The organism is Ruegeria sp. CJ9 (assembly GCF_056536625.1).
Map to the genome: position 1 here is coordinate 598,651 of NZ_JBQFPY010000001.1, position 17,589 is coordinate 616,239.

17 protein-coding genes and 2 tRNA genes are annotated in these 17,589 nt (G+C 57.6%); 11 read left to right on the plus strand and 8 right to left on the minus strand.

All coding sequences use genetic code 11. The features are described 5' to 3' along the window. The first annotated feature begins 24 nt into the window (after positions 1-24). Positions 25-99 (plus strand) — tRNA-Glu (locus ACR0AJ_RS02985). Between the two features lie 23 nt (positions 100-122). Further along, positions 123-197 (plus strand) — tRNA-Glu (locus ACR0AJ_RS02990). A 9-nt stretch (positions 198-206) separates the two neighbouring features. Here ACR0AJ_RS02990 and ACR0AJ_RS02995 read toward each other — a convergent pair. From ACR0AJ_RS02995 to ACR0AJ_RS03025, 7 genes are read right to left on the minus strand one after another with little or no spacing between them, the layout of a single operon-like run. Next, on the minus strand, positions 207-2,048 hold the full coding sequence (locus tag ACR0AJ_RS02995; RefSeq protein WP_480740041.1) for a V-type ATP synthase subunit A: 1,842 nt from the start codon (positions 2,046-2,048) through the stop codon (positions 207-209). Further along, positions 2,045-2,737, minus strand: coding sequence for a hypothetical protein (locus ACR0AJ_RS03000; RefSeq protein ID WP_480636181.1), 693 nt, complete (start codon positions 2,735-2,737; stop codon positions 2,045-2,047). The genes ACR0AJ_RS02995 and ACR0AJ_RS03000 overlap by 4 nt, the downstream gene beginning before the upstream one ends. Before the next feature lies 1 nt (position 2,738). Beyond that, entirely contained in the window at positions 2,739-3,416 is a 678-nt protein-coding gene (locus ACR0AJ_RS03005; protein WP_480740043.1) for a hypothetical protein, read from the minus strand. Further along, positions 3,416-3,859, minus strand: a complete 444-nt coding sequence (locus tag ACR0AJ_RS03010) for an ATP synthase subunit C (protein ID WP_170348235.1) — start codon at positions 3,857-3,859, stop codon at positions 3,416-3,418. The genes ACR0AJ_RS03005 and ACR0AJ_RS03010 overlap by 1 nt, the downstream gene beginning before the upstream one ends. Further along, entirely contained in the window at positions 3,856-5,652 is a 1,797-nt protein-coding gene (locus ACR0AJ_RS03015) for a V-type ATP synthase subunit I (RefSeq protein WP_170348234.1), read from the minus strand. Before ACR0AJ_RS03015 ends, ACR0AJ_RS03010 begins: the two co-directional genes overlap by 4 nt. Next, on the minus strand, positions 5,649-6,254 hold the full coding sequence (locus ACR0AJ_RS03020) for a V-type ATP synthase subunit D (RefSeq protein WP_480646241.1): 606 nt from the start codon (positions 6,252-6,254) through the stop codon (positions 5,649-5,651). Before ACR0AJ_RS03020 ends, ACR0AJ_RS03015 begins: the two co-directional genes overlap by 4 nt. Beyond that, a complete protein-coding gene (locus ACR0AJ_RS03025; RefSeq protein ID WP_480740045.1) occupies positions 6,232-7,593 on the minus strand; it encodes a V-type ATP synthase subunit B in 1,362 nt (453 codons plus the stop codon). Before ACR0AJ_RS03025 ends, ACR0AJ_RS03020 begins: the two co-directional genes overlap by 23 nt. 243 nt (positions 7,594-7,836) lie before the next feature. Between ACR0AJ_RS03025 and ACR0AJ_RS03030 the strand changes: the two genes are divergently transcribed. From ACR0AJ_RS03030 to ACR0AJ_RS03065, 8 genes are all read left to right on the plus strand, one after another. Continuing rightward, positions 7,837-9,576 (plus strand): ABC transporter substrate-binding protein, encoded by a 1,740-nt coding sequence (locus tag ACR0AJ_RS03030; RefSeq protein WP_170348231.1) that lies wholly within the window; start codon positions 7,837-7,839, stop codon positions 9,574-9,576. Positions 9,577-9,659: 83 nt separating this feature from the next. Beyond that, positions 9,660-10,709 (plus strand): ABC transporter ATP-binding protein, encoded by a 1,050-nt coding sequence (locus ACR0AJ_RS03035; protein WP_480740046.1) that lies wholly within the window; start codon positions 9,660-9,662, stop codon positions 10,707-10,709. A gap of 1 nt (position 10,710) precedes the next feature. Further along, positions 10,711-11,787, plus strand: a complete 1,077-nt coding sequence (locus ACR0AJ_RS03040) for an ABC transporter ATP-binding protein (protein ID WP_480740048.1) — start codon at positions 10,711-10,713, stop codon at positions 11,785-11,787. Continuing rightward, positions 11,784-12,647, plus strand: a complete 864-nt coding sequence (locus ACR0AJ_RS03045; protein WP_170348228.1) for a carbohydrate ABC transporter permease — start codon at positions 11,784-11,786, stop codon at positions 12,645-12,647. The genes ACR0AJ_RS03040 and ACR0AJ_RS03045 overlap by 4 nt, the downstream gene beginning before the upstream one ends. Next, positions 12,644-13,441, plus strand: coding sequence for a carbohydrate ABC transporter permease (locus ACR0AJ_RS03050; protein ID WP_155139158.1), 798 nt, complete (start codon positions 12,644-12,646; stop codon positions 13,439-13,441). Before ACR0AJ_RS03045 ends, ACR0AJ_RS03050 begins: the two co-directional genes overlap by 4 nt. An 8-nt stretch (positions 13,442-13,449) precedes the next feature. Then, positions 13,450-13,854, plus strand: a complete 405-nt coding sequence (locus tag ACR0AJ_RS03055; RefSeq protein WP_170348227.1) for a DUF2160 domain-containing protein — start codon at positions 13,450-13,452, stop codon at positions 13,852-13,854. A gap of 66 nt (positions 13,855-13,920) precedes the next feature. After that, complete coding sequence (locus tag ACR0AJ_RS03060) at positions 13,921-14,316, plus strand: BlaI/MecI/CopY family transcriptional regulator (protein ID WP_170348226.1); 396 nt, start codon at positions 13,921-13,923, stop codon at positions 14,314-14,316. After that, on the plus strand, positions 14,303-15,400 hold the full coding sequence (locus ACR0AJ_RS03065; RefSeq protein WP_480646239.1) for a M56 family metallopeptidase: 1,098 nt from the start codon (positions 14,303-14,305) through the stop codon (positions 15,398-15,400). The genes ACR0AJ_RS03060 and ACR0AJ_RS03065 overlap by 14 nt, the downstream gene beginning before the upstream one ends. A gap of 5 nt (positions 15,401-15,405) precedes the next feature. Here ACR0AJ_RS03065 and ACR0AJ_RS03070 read toward each other — a convergent pair whose 3' ends face one another. After that, complete coding sequence (locus tag ACR0AJ_RS03070) at positions 15,406-16,809, minus strand: MATE family efflux transporter (protein ID WP_480646237.1); 1,404 nt, start codon at positions 16,807-16,809, stop codon at positions 15,406-15,408. Positions 16,810-17,120: 311 nt separating this feature from the next. Here ACR0AJ_RS03070 and ACR0AJ_RS03075 point away from each other — a divergent pair, with 311 nt between their 5' ends. Further along, positions 17,121-17,585 carry a putative molybdenum carrier protein gene (locus ACR0AJ_RS03075; protein ID WP_170348224.1) on the plus strand — a complete coding sequence of 155 codons (465 nt, stop codon included), beginning with the start codon at positions 17,121-17,123 and terminating at the stop codon, positions 17,583-17,585. Positions 17,586-17,589: the final 4 nt, after the last annotated feature.

Here is a 17,589-nt window from a genome sequence, read left to right on the forward strand (position 1 = left end):
AAAAGGCCCTCCACAAGCCAGCGTGGCCCGTTCGTCTATCGGTTAGGACGCCAGGTTTTCAACCTGGAAAGAGGGGTTCGATTCCCCTACGGGCTACCACTTGTGCTTGCGCCATACCAAATGGCCCGTTCGTCTATCGGTTAGGACGCCAGGTTTTCAACCTGGAAAGAGGGGTTCGATTCCCCTACGGGCTACCACTTCCCTATTTAGACACCAAACTTCTCGCGGCACAGATTTTGTATCTGCCCCCAGGTCGACTTGAATTCCGGTGTGTTTTCCGCCGCATAGTGAAAGTTCTTCATCAATCCTGTGAGCTGCGTAAACACCTGCCGAACCTCGGCCTTTTCAGCGAACTCCGCAGTTGATTGGGTCACGTCGTAGACCAGCTTGAAGGTCATTTTCTGACGTTCCAGCGGCACCGTCGCGTCCACTTTGTCAAAAGCGTCCTGCTGCAGATAAACCATATCCACAAACAGCGCTTTTTGCTGGGTTACGAAATCTTGGATCGTGACGCCCTCTTCCCCCGTCACCTGCATCATCTGATCGACCTGTTCGCCTTTTTCGATCAGTGCCAGCAAATCCCGGACCTTGCCGGTCCAACCCGGTTCGGCGTTTTTGTCGTACCAGTCGGACAATTGATCCGTATAGCGCGACCAACTGAGCATCGGATCGACCGCAGGATAAAACCGCTTGTAGGCGCGTTCCGAAGACAGGCCGAGGAAACATTTCACTGTGGACAGGGTCGATTGCGTGACCGGCTCGTCAAAGTTGCCGCCGGCGGGCGAGACGGTTCCGATCAAGGTAAGGCTGCCCAAATCGCCGTCATTGGTTTTCATTGCTCCGGCACGCTCATACAGCCCCTTGATCGAGCTTTCCAGATAGGCAGGAAAACCCTCTTCGCCCGGGATTTCCTCAAGTTTCCCGGATGTTTCGCGCATCGCCTGCGCCCAGCGGCTGGTACTGTCGGCAATCAGCAACACGTCATAGCCCATCTGTCGATAGTATTCGCCCAGCGTAATACCGGTGAAGATCGAGGCCTCGCGCGCGGCAACCGGCATGGACGACGTGTTGCAGATGATGATCGTACGATCCATCAGACTGCCACCCGTGGTTGGGTCGGTCATCTTGGGAAACTCGTGGATCGTCTCAACCACTTCACCCGCACGTTCGCCACAGGCTACGACAATGACGATATCCACCTTGGCATTGCGCGCGATCAGGTTTTGCAGAACCGTTTTGCCCGCCCCAAACGGCCCAGGAATACAGGCCGTCCCCCCGCGTGCGATGGGAAAGAACGTGTCGATCAGGCGCTGAGAGGTCAGGACCGGTTCGGTCGGATACAACCGCTCGGACAGCGTGCGTTTCAGAATGCTTTCCGATAAAGGTCGCCGCACTGGCCATTTCTGGCATAAGGTCAGCGTGTGTTCGCCGCCTTGCTCATCTTCCAGACGGGCCATTATGTCGTGGATCGTGGCCGCGCCTTTTTGTACCCAGATGACCTTGTAATCGCCCATCCAGTTAAACGGCAGCATGATCTTGTGGGTGAAATGTCCCTCGGGGACCGTTCCGATGCTGTCACCGGCGGTCACCGTATCCCCGACCTTGATCGAAGGGCTGAACGACCATTTTGCCTGATCGTCCAGCGGAGCGACATCAGCCCCGCGGGGCAGGAAGGTGCCAAAATCAGCCGCTACTTTGGGCAAAGGCGATTGCAACCCGTCGAACACCTGCCCCAACAAACCCGGCCCCAGCTCGACCGACAGCAATTGGCCAGATTGTTCGACCGGGTCACCCACGGCAACCCCGTCGGTGCTTTCATAGACCTGCACATCCGCCGTATCACCACGCACCCGCAGCACCTCGGCCTTCAGGCGTTCCAGCCGCCCACCTGGCCCGGGGCGTGTTGGCAGAATAAAGACCACTTCGTTCTTGACCAACTGCCCGGGCTGGCCCGAGGCGTCATGGTTGGCCCGTATCTGCACCAACCCCTCTTGCACCGAGACGACACGGGCGGTGGCGGTCTGTTTGGCAGAGGTTGGGGCGGTCATGCGTTTGCTCCGTCAAAATCGATATCGGCGACATTAGCCATGGCTTGCTGGGCCAGATGCTCAAATCTTTTGGCCGCCTCCTGCGCATTGCTTTGCGCCCAGCGGTCGAAAATGTTCCAGATCAGCACGTAGATCACCACCGCTTCGAAATCGAAATAATGGCGGGCAGCGTGGCGTTTCAGTTGCTTGTGGCTGACCGACAAGAGCAGCCGCTCCAAGCCCAAAGGATCTGCGGCGTCCAATAGTTGCTGGGCCTCCTTGATCCAAGGCATCGGACCTTCCAATCGAAAGCTCGGGTCGTTCCAATTGGCAGGGATATGGCGAGCCCAACGCCCCATACCGAACGATCCGGCAGGTGGGCTGACCCCCTGTTTGCGCAGGCGCAGCGCGGCCACTACAGTACGCAAGTCCATCCGCTCAATAAGCATCTTGCGCAAGGTGGGCTGCGAGATATCGTGCAACGCCTCGTTGCAGCGCCCAATGGCCTGCGCGTCGGTTACCCCGATGTCGTAGTCGCCCCAGTTCAAAGCATGCTCCAACACCTTCAAAACGCGCGCATCCTCGGGTGTCAGCGCCGTTAAACGTCGATCCAGCCGCAACCGCGACAAGGGCGGCTGTTTGGCGACAAACAACCGCTCCGACCCCGGTAAGCTGCTGATCAGCGCGATATAGGCGTCAGGGTTTGGCATTCTAACGGATCACCCCCTCTAGAACGGCCCGGAAACGCGGCTGTAGATGCTCCATCAGCAACGAGGCCACCGCTTTATCCGTCAGATCCAAAGCCACGCCTTGATCGTCCGCCCGCACCCGTATGCCACCCTCGGCATCATCCGAGGCATGCAGTTCGACCTGCTCGCGCAGCATTTCAGCGGTCAGGCCCAGTACGTATTTGGTGAGCTTGCCAGACTGGATATCGTCGGCATTCTGTTTGATATCCTCTTGCGTGGCGATCTTGGCAGGCAAAATGACTTCTACCTTTCCGTCCAGATTGGCGCCTTCTGCCGCACGGCCCACAACTTCGAGTATCATCTGCTTCAGCAGGTCTGGATCGGCCATTTCCTTGGTGACCAGACGTTCGACATCTTCGCGGAAGCGGTCCGTCAGCCCGGCTTTCATGGTCAGCACCGCATCCCGCATGGCGGTGTTCAGCGCCTCTTCGCCCGCTGCACGGTAGTTGTCAGAATCCGTGCGTGCCTTCTTTTGATACGTGTCAGCCTCGCGTTTGGCGTCGGCCAGAATCTTTGCCGCTTCGGCCTTGGCATCGGCGCGCAGTTTATCTGCATCCGCCTGGCCAGCGGCCACCCCATCGTTGCGCAACTTGTCGATCAGCGCGTCAACACCGTGAGAGATCATGCCATCCTGTGCCATCAGCTTATCCCCGCGCTGATGACCAAGGCAAAGACGAAGGCGAAAACGCCAAAGCCTTCGATGATCGCGGCCGGTGCCAACGACAGCCCGAAGATTTCCGGCTTTTCCTTAGTTGCATTGATCGCTGCTGCACAGGCCCGGCCCTGCCAGATACCGCAATACATCAAGGCGATGCCCGACAAGATGCCGATCCCGAACAACCCACCCGCATTTTCAGGCGTCACCTCACGGTTCAGGGTGAACATGATGACGATGCCATAGATCACCATGGTCGACGGAAAGGCAGAAACGCCGACGAACCGACCATAGCCCCCCTCGGTCTCGGTCATGGCGCCGATGCTGGCCATACCAGCAATGGAGCAGCCAATGGCGCTTGCAGCCGCACCCAGTGCCATCGGTGCGTAAATCCCCAGCCAACCCAATGTAAGAACAAGCTCATTCATTCCTGAACCTCCTTGCGGGCAAACGGGCGAAAGACGATGCCTTCGTCCGGCAAACCCCATTTAAAGAATTCGATGTAATTAAGACGCAGCCCGTGGACGACGCCGCTCATCATCGCTAGGGCGAAGTTCAGGGCGTGACCGACGATCAGGATCAGCAGAGCGAACAGGATCCCGGGTCCCTTCAGCGCGTGCATCACTGACACCGCCAGATCGTTGAATGTGATCGCCAGCGAGGCCGAGGCCAAGCCCAGCGCGAACAGGCGCATATAACTGAGTACGTCACCAAACGCCCCCATCGCTCCGGCCAGGGCTTGGATGCCGCCAATCAGACGCCATAACCAATCGATTGGCTTGTTGATCTGGCGATCGCTGGAAAACCAAAGGATCGCCAGAACGCCCGCGCTAAGGATCACCGCACCGGGTGTTGCAGAGTTTCCCTTCACATAGCTGAGCCACAAAACAAATCCGCCAATCAGTGCAGCGATCCAGCCCAGATTGGCAATCGCATTGCGCTGTCCCCAGGCAGCGTGGGCGGCCAGTGCATTGGCCAGCACCAGATGCAGAACTCCCACAACAATCGAGACCATCATCATGGCACCAAAATTGTTCAGATCGAGCAGTTTCACCTTGGCGAGGATCGACCCTTCCGGCGGTGACACACCGAAATAACTGCCCACCAGAACGCCATATACAATCGTCGCGCCCGAAATGATCAATCCGTACCGACGCCATGATTTCTGCCCGGCAGTTCCGTCCATTCGTTTCCAAAACAGCAGCAAGCCCAGCAGTATGGTCGCGCCGTACCCTGCATCAGCTACAATCATGGCAAAGAAGAACGCGAAGGACACGGCGACGATGACGCTTGGGTCCCAATCTTTGTAACCTGGAACTTGATAAAACAGCGCCAAATCTACGGCAGCGTTACGTTTTTCCGGCTGCTCCAACAGAGTGGGTGGCGAGTCTTCGGGGCCTGGGTCCTCGATCAGAATCGCGGCGTCCTTACCCTTCGCCATGTCCAACACGGCATCAACGCGATCTTCTGGCACCCAGCCCTGAAGGGCAAACATCGCCTCTTCGTCGCGCACTTTCTGCGTCGCATGGGCAAGCTCTGCCGCGCTCTCAGCCACCGAGAGGTTACGCCGCATCAGCGTCAAGTAGCGGGTCTGGGCGACCCGTTCGGCCTCAAGCGCTTCGATGGCAATTTCCGCCTCTTCCAACTGGGCCTCAAGCTCATGAATGGGCAGTGACCCCGTATGGGTGCGCGGTACTGGCAGAATGTCGTCGGCGGGCTCATCCGACGAGATCAGGACCGCATAGATAAACCGATGATCATGCTCCAGAATCGCCCAGGGCAGCGTCAGGTCATTCAAAGCATCTCGACGCTTTAACGGCAGTTGGTAGAACCATAGCCGGTTGCCCGCCAGAACGTCATCGGGCGGAAAATCCAGATCGCCCCACGGCCGCACCTTCGCAATGCGATCGGCCAGAAAATCCCGCCTGTCTGTCATGTCGCGGCTGCGTTGCATCAGGTCGCGCACATCCTTGACGAACTGATCCATATTAAAGTCCGTGTCGCGCTGAATTTGGCGGCGTGGCTCAGGTACATCTGTCAGGAATCGCAACGCCTTATAGGCATCTCTTGCACCGCGCGCGCTGATCTTTTCCGGCTCAGATGGTGGCGGGGCCAGTGGCAATACATGCATGCACCCCAGTTCCTGCAAAGCCTCAAGCGTTTCGGTTTTCTGCGCTGCTCGTCCTACCAGCGAGAGCTTTTTGAGGCGGGCGATACTCATGACGCCGCCTCTTGCGCATGTTTACGCTTGGAGATTTTCGAGCGGACGACGGCCTGCATCTGCTCATCACTCAGGTAGATGCGGATCTTCTTGATATTGGCCTTGGCGCGCGGGATCAGAACCTTTTCGAACAGGTTCACCCGCTGCGTGATCGTGGCAACGGCCTTGTCGAAAATCCTGACCCGCTCTTCGGCCACTTTGACCCGCAGGCGCGCCTCGATCATATCATGCAGCAACTGCGCCGCGGCATCCACCCAATGGGGTTTTGCCAACAGCGAATAAGGGCGCACAGCAACCTCGATCCGGTCCAGATCAGGCATCTTGACGCCCACCACGTTGACCTCTTTGACCCTGTAGTCTTTCAGTTCCACCAGCCCGTCCAGATCGATGCTTTGCTGTGCCAGCATTGGCAGCTTTGCCCCCACCTGCTGGGCCAGGTCTTGCACCTCGTCCTCTAGCCGTCTCACCTCCTCACGGGCTTTCACACGTTCCGCCATCAATTGCTGGCGCTTGAGGTCCAGTGACGGCAGGAACCGCTCATAGCTTTTCAGCTGCGTCTGCTCGCGGGCGAGCGACGATTTATTCAGCTGCAACCGCGCCATCGGCATCCTTTGGGAAATATTTGTCGACCAGAGATTGCTTCATCAGCAATTGTTCTGGGGCAAAACACTCAGCCAGGGTTTTCCAGCCCAGATCAAGCGCATCCTCCAGCGGGATCGAGACGTTGATATCCATGAATCGCTTGCGGAACAGCGCGCCAAACTTCAGCAGTTGGTGATCGTAATCCGACAGGTCAAAGGCCATCGCCTGCTTCTGCGCGGCGTCCCGGCTTTCCGAATAAAACCGGATCATCGTGTTCATAATCTGCCCGTGGTCTTCGCGGGTCGTCTTACCAACTACGTTCTGCTTGAGGCGCGACAGGCTGCCGAACGGGTCGATCACACCCGAATGCAGGTAAATCTGGCCTTCGGTGATATAGCCCGTGTTGTCCGGCACCGGATGGGTCACGTCATTGCCTGGCATTGTCGTCACGGTCAACACGGTGACCGACCCGCCCTTGGCGAAATCACACGCCTTTTCGTACCGGCGCGCCAACTGCGAATAGAGGTCACCCATATATCCGCGCTGCGATGGAACGCGTTCCTGACTGATCCCCACTTCTTTCATCGCATCGGCGAAAGCGGTCATGTCAGTCATCAGAACCAGCACGCGCTTGCCCTCTTCCACCGCGAATTTCTCGGCCACGGCCAACGCCATATCCGGCACCAATAAGCGTTCGACCAGAGGGTCCATCGCCTGATTGACGAACATCACGGTGCGCGAGAACACGCCCGCATCCTCAAAGGAGGTGCGGAACGTGTAATAGTCATCAAAGATCAATCCCAGCCCGCCGAACACCACGATATCGGCATCCGCCTGAATACCGATTCGGCTGAGAAAGGCGTTGAACGGCTCACCTGAAACCGAGAAAATCGGGATTTTCTGGCTTTCGACAAGCGTGTTGAACACGTCGATCATCGGCACATCCGTGCGGATCATCTTGTTGGGAACCGCACGCTCGGCCGGGTTTACGGTCGGACCACCGATGTCGATGCGCGGCTCGGCAGTCAGGTCGGGTCCGCCGTCGATCGCCACCCCCGCCCCGTCGAACACGCGCCCCAAAATGTTGGCCGAATAGGGCGTCTGCATTGGGTGGCCAAGAAAGGTCGCCGTCGCCTCGGTGGATATGCCCTTGGTGCCCGAGAACACCTGCAACGTCACCACGTCCCGATCAATTAAGATCGCCTGAGCCATAGTTTTGCGGCCATCCACCGTCTCGATCACCGCCAGATCGTTGAAGCGAACGGCTGGGTCGCGCGCGCCATCAATCGGCACCCGAACCTTGATCGTGTCACCGACAATTTCCAGAACACGCGTGTACTTCAACAGGCTTCGGGACATCACTTACCCCCATGCGTCAAAGAGATTTTCAGTAAATTCGCCACGGTGGTCAGTGGCATTTTTTGTAATTGTAAGGACAGCTTACAACGAATTCAGAAATTGGCAACCGAGGATAAATCAACCCTTCGAAACCGGCGGAATTTTCATTTACTAAAAATTTAGTTTGACAGGTGCGCAGAAAATCGCTGATGCTGTCGGTCATCCGGTTAGCACCGGACAACCATAATTTTTGGGAGGAGACAGATGCGGAGACATCTACTTTCCGCAGTGGCGGCGGCTGCCGTCATTGCGGGGCACGGTCCCGTTTGGGCCGACGAAGCCGCAGCACAACGTTGGATCGACGACGAATTCCAGCCATCGACCTTGTCGAAAGACGAACAGATGTCGGAAATGCAGTGGTTCATCGAAGCTGCACAGCCTTACGCTGGCATGGAAATCAACGTCCTGTCCGAAGGCATCCCGACACATTCTTACGAATCCGAGGTCCTGACCAAGGCGTTCGAGGAAATCACTGGCATCAAAGTCAACCACCAGATCCTCGGTGAAGGCGAAGTGGTTCAGGCGGTTCAAACCCAGCTGCAGACCGGCCGGAATCTGTATGACGGCTATGTCAACGACAGTGACCTGATCGGCACCCACTCGCGCCTGCAACTGGCCTATCCGCTGACCGACATGATGGCTGGCGATTGGGCGGCGACAACTTCGCCGACGCTGGATCTGGATGACTTCATGGGCATTCAGTTCACCACCGGTCCGGACGGCAAGCTGTACCAGCTGCCTGACCAGCAGTTCGCGAACCTTTACTGGTTCCGCAAGGACTGGTTCGACGACGAAGCCAACAAAGCCGCGTTCAAAGAAAAGTACGGCTATGACCTGGGTGTTCCGGTCAACTGGTCGGCTTACGAAGACATTGCCGAATTTTTCACCAATGACGTGAAGGAAGTCGACGGAGTGGCGATCTATGGCCACATGGACTACGGCAAGCGCGCACCTGACCTTGGTTGGCGTATGACCGATGCGTGGCTGTCAATGGCCGGTGCCGGCGACGTTGGCGAGCCGAACGGCATTCCGGTTGATGAGTGGGGTATCCGCATGGAAGCGGGCACCTGTAACCCTGTTGGTGCATCCGTGTCCCGCGGCGGCGCTGCAAACGGTCCCGCTGCGGTCTATGCGATCCGCAAATGGGATGAGTGGCTGCGGGCCTATGCGCCTCCGGGTGCGGCGTCCTATGACTTCTACCAGTCGCTACCAGCGCTTAGCCAAGGCAACGTCGCCCAGCAGATCTTCTGGTACACCGCCTTTACTGCCGACATGGTGAAGCCGAAATCCGAAGGTAACAACACCGTGGATGACGAGGGCACGCCGCTGTGGCGGATGGCACCCAGCCCGCACGGCCCCTACTGGGAAGAAGGCCAGAAGGTTGGTTATCAGGACGTGGGGTCTTGGACCTTCCTGAAATCGACCCCTGCGGATCGTGCTCAGGCGGCTTGGCTCTATGCCCAGTTCGTGACCTCCAAGACTGTCGATGTGAAGAAGTCCCACGTGGGTCTGACCTTCATCCGCGACAGCTCGGTCAATCACGAGTCCTTCACCGAGCGCGCACCCAAGCTGGGTGGTCTGGTCGAGTTCTATCGCTCGCCTGACCGTGTGGCATGGTCGCCCACCGGCATCAACGTGCCGGACTATCCGAAGCTGGCCCAGATCTGGTGGCAGCAGATCGGTGACGTGAACTCGGGTGCGTTTACCCCGCAAGAGGCGATGGACCGTCTGGCTGAAGAGATGGACATCACCATGGCCCGTATGCAGGCCGCGGACGAAAGCGCCGGTGTGTACGGTGGTTGTGGTCCACGCCTGAACGACCCGCAGGATCCTGCCTTCTGGCTGGAAAAAGAGGGTTCGCCAAAGGCCAAGCTTGAGAACGAAAAACCGCAAGGCCAGACCGTCAACTATGACGAACTGGTTCAGCGCTGGCAGGCTCAATAGACCATTGAAACCCGGGGGTGCCGGTTCAGGCATCCCCACCCCAAAGACCAGTGCGATGCACTGAAGGACCGGAACTCACGGACATGATCGAATTAAAAGATGCCACCAAACGGGTTGGCAACGTCATCCATATCAAACCCACCAACCTGACGCTGCAAACGGGCCATTTCAACGTGCTGTTAGGCGCGACGGGCTCGGGCAAGACCTCTCTGATCAAGATGATGGCCGGGTTGGACCCGATCGCTTCGGGCAAGGTTCTGATGGATGGGCAGGATGTGACACGGCTGAACACGCAAAAGCGTCAGATCAGCTTGGTACACCAGTTCTTCGTGAACTACCCGCATATGAGTGTTTTCGACAATATCGCCTCGCCCCTGCGCGTGGCTGGTATGGCGCAATCCGAGATCGAGGGCCGCGTGGAAGAGGCCGCCGATCTGCTGCAATTGCGCCCGATGCTTAACCGTCGCCCGCATGAGCTGTCGGGCGGGCAACAACAACGTACCGCGCTGGCCCGTGCCATCGCGAAAGAAAGCCGCGCCGTGTTCCTGGATGAACCGTTGGCGAACCTTGACTACAAATTGCGCGAAGAGCTGCGCGAACAATTACCAGACCTGTTTGCAGGTCGCGGTGCCGTCGTGGTTTATGCCACCTCGGAACCAGAAGAGGCCCTGCTGTTAGGTGGGTACACCGCTCTGATGGAAGACGGCCACGTTACTCAGTTCGGCCCAACCGCTGATATCTATCGCAATCCCGAAAACATCGCCGCTGCGCGGGTGTTCTCGGACCCGCCAATCAATGTGGCTCGAGTCTCGGTCACTGGCGCTCAGGCGCAACTGGCGGGCGGGGGCGGCTGGACCGTTACGGATATGGCTGATGGAGAATACATGGTTGCTGTGCGTCCGCACCGCGTGACACCGGTCCGCACCTCGGACGCAGATGTGGAACTGACCGGTCGTGTGATCGTCACTGAACTGTCCGGTTCCGATTCCAGCGCGCATTTCCAACATGGGGATGAAGCGTGGGTCTCGCTGGCTGCCGGTGTGCATCCCTATCAGGTCGGTGAGGATCACAGCTTTTACATGAACCCGGCGCATTGCCGGTATTTCGGCCAAGACGGCAAAAGGGTGGCCTGACATGGCACAGATCAAACTTTCAAACCTGCGACACAGCTATATGCCAACGCCAAAAGGCCCGGAAGATTACGCGCTAAAGGAAATCGATGTGACCTGGCGCGATGGTGGGGCCTACGCGCTGCTCGGCCCGTCGGGCTGCGGCAAGTCCACTCTGCTGAACATCATCTCGGGTCTGTTGACGCCGTCCGAGGGGCAGATTCTGTTCGATGACCGCGACGTCACCGCCCTGCCCCCCGATCAACGCAACATTGCGCAGGTGTTCCAGTTCCCGGTGATCTACGACACGATGACGGTGGGTGAAAATCTTGCCTTCCCGCTGAAAAACCGCGGCGTGGACCCAGCGACAATCAAACGTCGCGTGGATGAGATTGCCGAAATGCTGGACGTCACGGATATGCTCAACACCCGCGCATCGGGCCTGAGCCCTGACAACAAACAGAAAATCTCGATGGGGCGCGGTCTTGTGCGCGATGATGTAAACGCGGTGATGTTTGACGAACCGCTGACGGTGATCGACCCGCATCTGAAATGGAAACTTCGGTCAAAGCTGAAAGAACTGCACCAGCGCGTGCAGGCCACGATGATCTATGTGACCCACGACCAGACCGAGGCGCTGACTTTCGCGGACGAAGTCGTCGTAATGCAGGAAGGCGAAGTGGTTCAGATCGGCACTCCAGTCGAACTGTTTGAACGCCCCCAGCACACATTTGTCGGACACTTTATAGGTTCACCCGGTATGAATGTCCTGCCCTGCGAGGCCAAAGGCGACCGCGCCGTGTTCGAAGGCCACGAGGTGATGCTGGAAGGTCCCACCCTTGGTGACGGAGGCCGTACACACCTGGGAATCCGCCCTGAGTATGTGGGCTTTGGGGACACCGGCATCCCGGCGCATGTGACCAAAGTGGCCGATATCGGCCGCCACTTTGTTGTCAGTGCGATGGTCGGGAACACGGCCCTTAAGGCTGTGACCGAACACAGTGTACCCGAGCCCGGATCACAAGTCTTTCTGCAATTCAAACCTGAACAATCCCGCGTCTATCGTGACGGCTGGATCGCAACCGAGGAGCGGGTGCAATGAGAACCGAAAACCAAAAGGCATGGTTCTTTGTCTTACCCGTTCTGGCGCTGGTCGCGTTCAACGCGCTGGTGCCGATGATGACCGTGGTCAACTACTCGGTGCAGGAAACATTCGGCAACAACCAGTTCTTCTGGGAAGGTCTTGGTTGGTTTGAACAAATCTTGCGATCTGACCGATTCCAGGCCGCACTGGGGCGGCAGTTTCTGTTCACCTTCCTGATCCTGATCATCGAGGTCCCGCTGGGTATCATCGTGGCTCTGTCGATGCCACGCAAAGGGTTCTGGGTGCCGGTTTGTCTGGTGCTTATGGCGCTACCGATGCTGATCCCGTGGAATGTGGTCGGCTCGATGTGGAATATCTTCACCCTGCCCCAGATCGGCCTGTTGGGTTACTTTCTGAATGACGTTTTGGGCATCAATTATGACATGACCCAACAGCCAATCTCGGCTTGGATCACTGTCGTCGTCATGGATGTCTGGCACTGGACCTCGCTGGTGGTCTTGCTGTGCTATGCGGGGCTCGTGTCGATCCCTGATGCGTACTACCAAGCGGCCAAGATCGACGGTGCCACCCCGTGGTCGGTGTTCCGCTATATCCAGTTGCCCAAGATGAAAACGGTTCTGACCATCGCAGTCTTGTTGCGGTTCATGGATAGTTTCAACATCTACACCGAGCCATTCGTTCTGACCGGCGGCGGCCCCGGCAACTCGACCACCTTGCTTTCGATCGACCTTGTGAAGATCGCGCTGGGGCAATTTGACCTTGGTCCTGCGGCCGCGATGAGCCTGATCTATTTCGCCATCACGCTGCTTGTGTCGTGGCTATTCTACACTCTGATGACAAAGGATGACGCAGAATGAAAAAGCGTTCCATCATCCCGATCCTCTATATCGCATTCCTGATGCTACCGATCTATTGGCTGGTGGCGATGTCCTTCAAGACCACGAATGAAATCCTGTCGGGCTTTTCCCTGTTTCCCCAGACCTTTACGTTGGAAAATTACATCACCATCTTCACTGACCCAACATGGTATTGGGGCTACATCAACTCGATCACCTATGTGACTCTGAACACGGTGCTTTCTGTCTGCGTGGCTTTGCCTGCCGCCTATGCGTTCTCGCGCTATCGGTTTCTGGGTGACAAACAGCTGTTCTTCTGGCTGCTGACCAACCGTATGGCCCCAGCGGCGGTCTTCGCCCTGCCGTTTTTCCAGCTTTATTCGTCGATCCACCTGTTCGACACGTATCTGGCCGTGGCGTTGGCGCATACGCTGTTCAACGTACCGCTTGCGGTGTGGATTTTGGAAGGCTTCATGCGTGGCATCCCGAAGGAACTGGATGAGACGGCTTATGTCGATGGTTATTCCTTCCCGCGTTTCTTCGTGACCATCTTCCTGCCCAACATCAAAGCGGGCGTGGGCGTCGCGGCGTTCTTTTGCTTCATGTTCTCATGGGTTGAGATGCTGCTGGCCAAAACCCTGACCGCGGTCGAGGCCAAACCTATCGCAGCCGTGATGACCCGCACCGCGTCCAGCGCGGGGTATGAGTTGGGCCTGCTGGCCGCCGCCGGAACGCTCACCATCATCCCTGGCGCCATCGTCATCTGGTTTGTCCGCAACTACATCGCGCGTGGTTTCGCGATGGGTCGTGTATGAGGTTCGAAATGCGAAAATTGCTACTCATCCTTCCCTTCCTGCCCTCGACGGCTTTTGCACAGGCTCAGGCCGGATGGGGCAATGTCGGCCAGCAAGAGGAAAAGGGCTTTTCCTGGACCGCACCCCTGTGGCCCGATTTCTGGATGGCCTGGACCCCGGCCACATTGGCCGTATTCGTAGGCATCTTTTCGGCCATTGCCCTGATCGGCGTTCTCGAAGGTTTCAAGTACCGCGACGGCATCGAACGACGGGGTGTTTTAGGCCTGACAACCACGCTGGGCGACCGGCTGTTCATCACCCTGCTGGGATCAGCCTATATCTTTCTGGCCTGGCTTGGTCTGGTGGGTCAGCCGGTCTGGACACCACTTTTTCTGTCCGTCGGCTGGGGCATCTTCGTCTTCTGGAAAGTTTAAGCTTTGCGAAACAGCGAAAGGATGCTTGTCTGTCAGGCATACTAAAAAATGCGACACGAAAGACCGATGCGAAAGAAAAAAACAACAAACCTGCTGACCGAAGTAGAACTTGAGTTCATGAACGAGCTCTGGGCGCTGGGTCAGGGCTCGGTCCGTGACGTGCTTGATCGCCTGCCAGCCGAACGCAATCTGGCTTATACATCTGGCGCCACCATCCTGCGTATTCTCGATGAAAAAGGATTTGTCGAAAGCCGCAAGGATGGAAAGACGCTGATCTATACGCCGCTGCTGGAGAAGGACAGATATCAGGCGCGGTCGCTGCAAAACTTGTCGCGGACCCTGTTCGACGACACGCCCGCCACACTGGTCGCGCGATTGGTTGACGACGCAGGGCTCAGCGAAGCCGATCTGGAGGAAATTCGAGCACTGGTAGAGAGGAGACTGCAAAATGACAGCGGTTAAACCGGTTCTCGACGCGTATCTTGAATTGAATCTGGTCCTTGGGTTAGCCGCGCTTGTGTGGCTGGCAGCCCGAGGCATTCTGTCCAAAACATCCTTCAGCCACGGATTTGTGGCGCAACTGCGCGCGCTCAAGGCGCTTTGCCTGTGCGTCGTCCTCAGCCCCGTTCTGGCATTGGGTGTGTCCGTGCTGGCCACTCACACCCCGGCAAAAGGCACTGTAGCCATCGGTGACATCGCCGTGGCGGCCTATCTGCGTGGTGATATTGCCATGCCAGCCACCCAGTTCGAAGCCTTGCTGAACACACGCCAGCGTTGGGTCGATGTTTTGTTCAGCGGGGATCACCCCGTTGTTTTGGTGATCCTTGCGCTGTTGGCGCTGGCAGCGTTGATTTATACCCTGCGCGTCATCCGCGACGGGCTGTCGATCCGCGAGACAGTGAACACCAGCTTTCTTTGGCGACGCTCTGCCAAGGTGGACATCCGCCTGTCCGACCGCATCGCCGTTCCCTTTGCTGTACGCGGCCTGCGTCGACGCCATGTAGTGCTGCCCAGCCATCTGCTGGATTCCCCGCACGAAATGCGCTTTGCCCTTGCGCATGAGCTGCAACACATCCGCGCCGGTGATGTAGAGTGGGAGCTGGGGTTCGAACTGCTGCGTCCCCTTCTTTTCTGGAACCCCGCCTATCTGGTCTTAAAATACCAGTTCGACCGCCTGCGTGAGTTGGCCTGTGATCAATCGGTCGTTGCCCGCAAAGGCATCGACACGCAGGACTACACCAGCTGTCTTTTGGACTATTGCGCCCGAACAGTTGTGCGCGGCAGCCCGCGTGTGCTGAATGTTGCTCTGGTTACGGGAGGCAAAGCTAAGCGGGTTCTGCGGCAACGCGTAATCGCACTGGCCGATGCGCCTTCGGTTAACTCATCTATGCCGTTCATGTTCCTAGGCCTGACAATCTTGTTTGCACTGGTTCTAGGCCTCGGTGCCGCTTCGATCCAACAGACCGAGGATTGGAGCCACGATCGGCTGATGCTGTCGACTGTCGTCAACCTGGAACGGCTAGAGGCGCGCAATCAGGGCAACTGATTGATCTACCAACCTCGCCGCCCAAACAGCGCCTGCAATCGGGTCTGCCCGGCAAACGGGTCCATCGGTTGCGGCGTAGCCAGTTTTGATACGACCCGGCGGACCAGAACCCAGCAGACCCCCGCAAAGATCACGCCGCCCAGGGCCTGCCCCAGCAGAACGCCGGGTGCCCCCGCGATATAGGCGCCCGCTACAGCAAAGGGCCATGTGCCCAAGGTATGCCGCCCCCAGTTCACCCAGGTCGAATACACGGGGTGACCCAGATTGTTGAAACTGGCATTCGCAACAAAAACCACACCGTTAAAGAACGATGCCAAGGCCAGCGGCCCACAAAACAGGTAAATCAGTGCGCGCGTTTCCCCCTGCGCCTGAAACAGATCGGCAATCGGCGCGCGCAACAAGTATAAGGTGGCGGCCATCAGGCAGACATAAACAGCGGTGAATTTGACCCCGGCCAGAAAACTCTGCTTTACACGGTCGAACTGCCCCGCCCCGAAATTCTGCCCGACAATAGGTCCAATGGCCCCGGACAGGGCAAAAATGACCGAAAATGCCACGGGCAATAGCCGCCCGATCACGGCCATGCCAGCCACCGCATCCGTTCCGAACTGTGCAATCTCGCGAATGACGATGGCATTGCCGATGGGGGTGGCGATATTGGTCAGAACGGCAGGTACGGCAATTGCGCTGACCGGACGAATATCCGCCCCAAGCTGCTGCAAAGAGGGCCGACCAAACCCGCGGTGTACCCGCACCGCCGGTCTGACCGTCGCGATCAACATGCAAATACGCGCAATCACCGATGCGATGGCCGCCCCATCCAGCCCCAGCCCGACAGCAAAAATTAGGATCGGGTCCAGCACGGCGTTTGCCACACCGCCATAAATCGTGGCCAACATCGAACGCCGAGCATCTCCGTAAGCGCGCAGAACCGCCATACCGGTCATCGCCACAGCCATCACCCACATGGTTGGCAAAATGATCGAGGTATAGCGGGCAGCCAACCGCAGCACCTCGCCTTCTGCGCCCAGAAGCGACAGAAAGAACGTCAGATTGAACAGGACGATTACAGACACGATCAACCCGACGACGGCCCCCAGAACAGCCACACTGGTGCCGAATTGGCGGGCTTGTTCGTGCCGCCCGGCGCCAAGTTCCCTAGCGACCAGGGCCCCTGCCGCAATCGAAAGGCCAACATTGACCGAGTTGGTGAAGAACAAAAGCGTCCCGGCATAGCCAACAGCTGCGGCCAGCGCATCGTTTCCCAACATCGAGATGAAAATCATGTCGACGAAATCAACGGCGAAAATTGCCATAAGACCAATACTGGTGGTCAAGGACATCCGGGTCACGTGCCCCATCAGGCTGCCCGTCAGAAAGACCGCCTTGCTGTCAGATTGTGTCGCCATGCCTTATTAGCCTTTTTGAATGCGGGCACTTCTCTGGTTCTGTTGGGGGAACTGCCCGGTAAGCCCCCAGTTCCTCTTGCACTACCTGAGAGCCGTACAGGAACTACAGGACAAATTCGGACCACTCTGACCGTACGGCAATTGCGTCCAAGGCGACAAACCGACCTTCAGGTGACAGTTTGACGATCCCATGAACCGCTCAAAATCCGTTTCGCGCAAGGGGTGAATACCTCCAGCCCTTTGAATTTCGCCGGTTTGCGGTACACCGGCAACCTGACTAATCTAGACCACAACAAATAGGGGCGTGAGTCATGAAAATTGTCTCAGGTGGACAGACTGGCGTAGATATGGCTGCTTTGGAGTTCGCACGCCAAAACGGTTTTGCATACGGTGGCTGGGTCCCCAAAGGGCGCATGAACGAGGATGGAAGGATTCCGGCCCAATTCGACGGTCTGACCGAAACGCACTCCGAAGACGTTGTGGAACGCACCCGCTGCAATGTCTTATCGAGCGATGCTACCTTGATCTTTGTGGATGGCTCAATCAGCCCCGGAACGCAGCAAACTATTGTTTTCGCTGAAGAAACTGGGAAGTTACATCTGACCGTCGATGTCAGAAAAGGAATAGCGACCAGTGCCGCGCATGTCAGTGAGTGGCTGCAGGCAAACCCGGTGTCGGTTCTGAACATCGCCGGCCCCCGTGCCTCGGAAGCACCACAAATCGGGGCGCAGGTACGGGCGGTGCTGGATCGGACTTTGCGACAACTCTCGCCGTGAAACC

Excerpts from the sequence above, each read along its gene's own strand:
- ACR0AJ_RS02995 (WP_480740041.1), bottom strand. The coding sequence starts at position 2,048 with ATGACCGCCCCAACCTCTGCCAAACAGACCGCCACCGCCCGTGTCGTC.
- ACR0AJ_RS03000 (WP_480636181.1), bottom strand. The coding sequence starts at position 2,737 with ATGCCAAACCCTGACGCCTATATCGCGCTGATCAGCAGCTTACCGGGG.
- ACR0AJ_RS03005 (WP_480740043.1), bottom strand. The coding sequence starts at position 3,416 with ATGGCACAGGATGGCATGATCTCTCACGGTGTTGACGCGCTGATCGAC.
- ACR0AJ_RS03010 (WP_170348235.1), bottom strand. The coding sequence starts at position 3,859 with ATGAATGAGCTTGTTCTTACATTGGGTTGGCTGGGGATTTACGCACCG.
- ACR0AJ_RS03015 (WP_170348234.1), bottom strand. The coding sequence starts at position 5,652 with ATGAGTATCGCCCGCCTCAAAAAGCTCTCGCTGGTAGGACGAGCAGCG.
- ACR0AJ_RS03020 (WP_480646241.1), bottom strand. The coding sequence starts at position 6,254 with ATGGCGCGGTTGCAGCTGAATAAATCGTCGCTCGCCCGCGAGCAGACG.
- ACR0AJ_RS03025 (WP_480740045.1), bottom strand. The coding sequence starts at position 7,593 with ATGTCCCGAAGCCTGTTGAAGTACACGCGTGTTCTGGAAATTGTCGGT.
- ACR0AJ_RS03030 (WP_170348231.1), top strand. The coding sequence starts at position 7,837 with ATGCGGAGACATCTACTTTCCGCAGTGGCGGCGGCTGCCGTCATTGCG.
- ACR0AJ_RS03035 (WP_480740046.1), top strand. The coding sequence starts at position 9,660 with ATGATCGAATTAAAAGATGCCACCAAACGGGTTGGCAACGTCATCCAT.
- ACR0AJ_RS03040 (WP_480740048.1), top strand. The coding sequence starts at position 10,711 with ATGGCACAGATCAAACTTTCAAACCTGCGACACAGCTATATGCCAACG.
- ACR0AJ_RS03045 (WP_170348228.1), top strand. The coding sequence starts at position 11,784 with ATGAGAACCGAAAACCAAAAGGCATGGTTCTTTGTCTTACCCGTTCTG.
- ACR0AJ_RS03050 (WP_155139158.1), top strand. The coding sequence starts at position 12,644 with ATGAAAAAGCGTTCCATCATCCCGATCCTCTATATCGCATTCCTGATG.
- ACR0AJ_RS03055 (WP_170348227.1), top strand. The coding sequence starts at position 13,450 with ATGCGAAAATTGCTACTCATCCTTCCCTTCCTGCCCTCGACGGCTTTT.
- ACR0AJ_RS03060 (WP_170348226.1), top strand. The coding sequence starts at position 13,921 with ATGCGAAAGAAAAAAACAACAAACCTGCTGACCGAAGTAGAACTTGAG.
- ACR0AJ_RS03065 (WP_480646239.1), top strand. The coding sequence starts at position 14,303 with ATGACAGCGGTTAAACCGGTTCTCGACGCGTATCTTGAATTGAATCTG.
- ACR0AJ_RS03070 (WP_480646237.1), bottom strand. The coding sequence starts at position 16,809 with ATGGCGACACAATCTGACAGCAAGGCGGTCTTTCTGACGGGCAGCCTG.
- ACR0AJ_RS03075 (WP_170348224.1), top strand. The coding sequence starts at position 17,121 with ATGAAAATTGTCTCAGGTGGACAGACTGGCGTAGATATGGCTGCTTTG.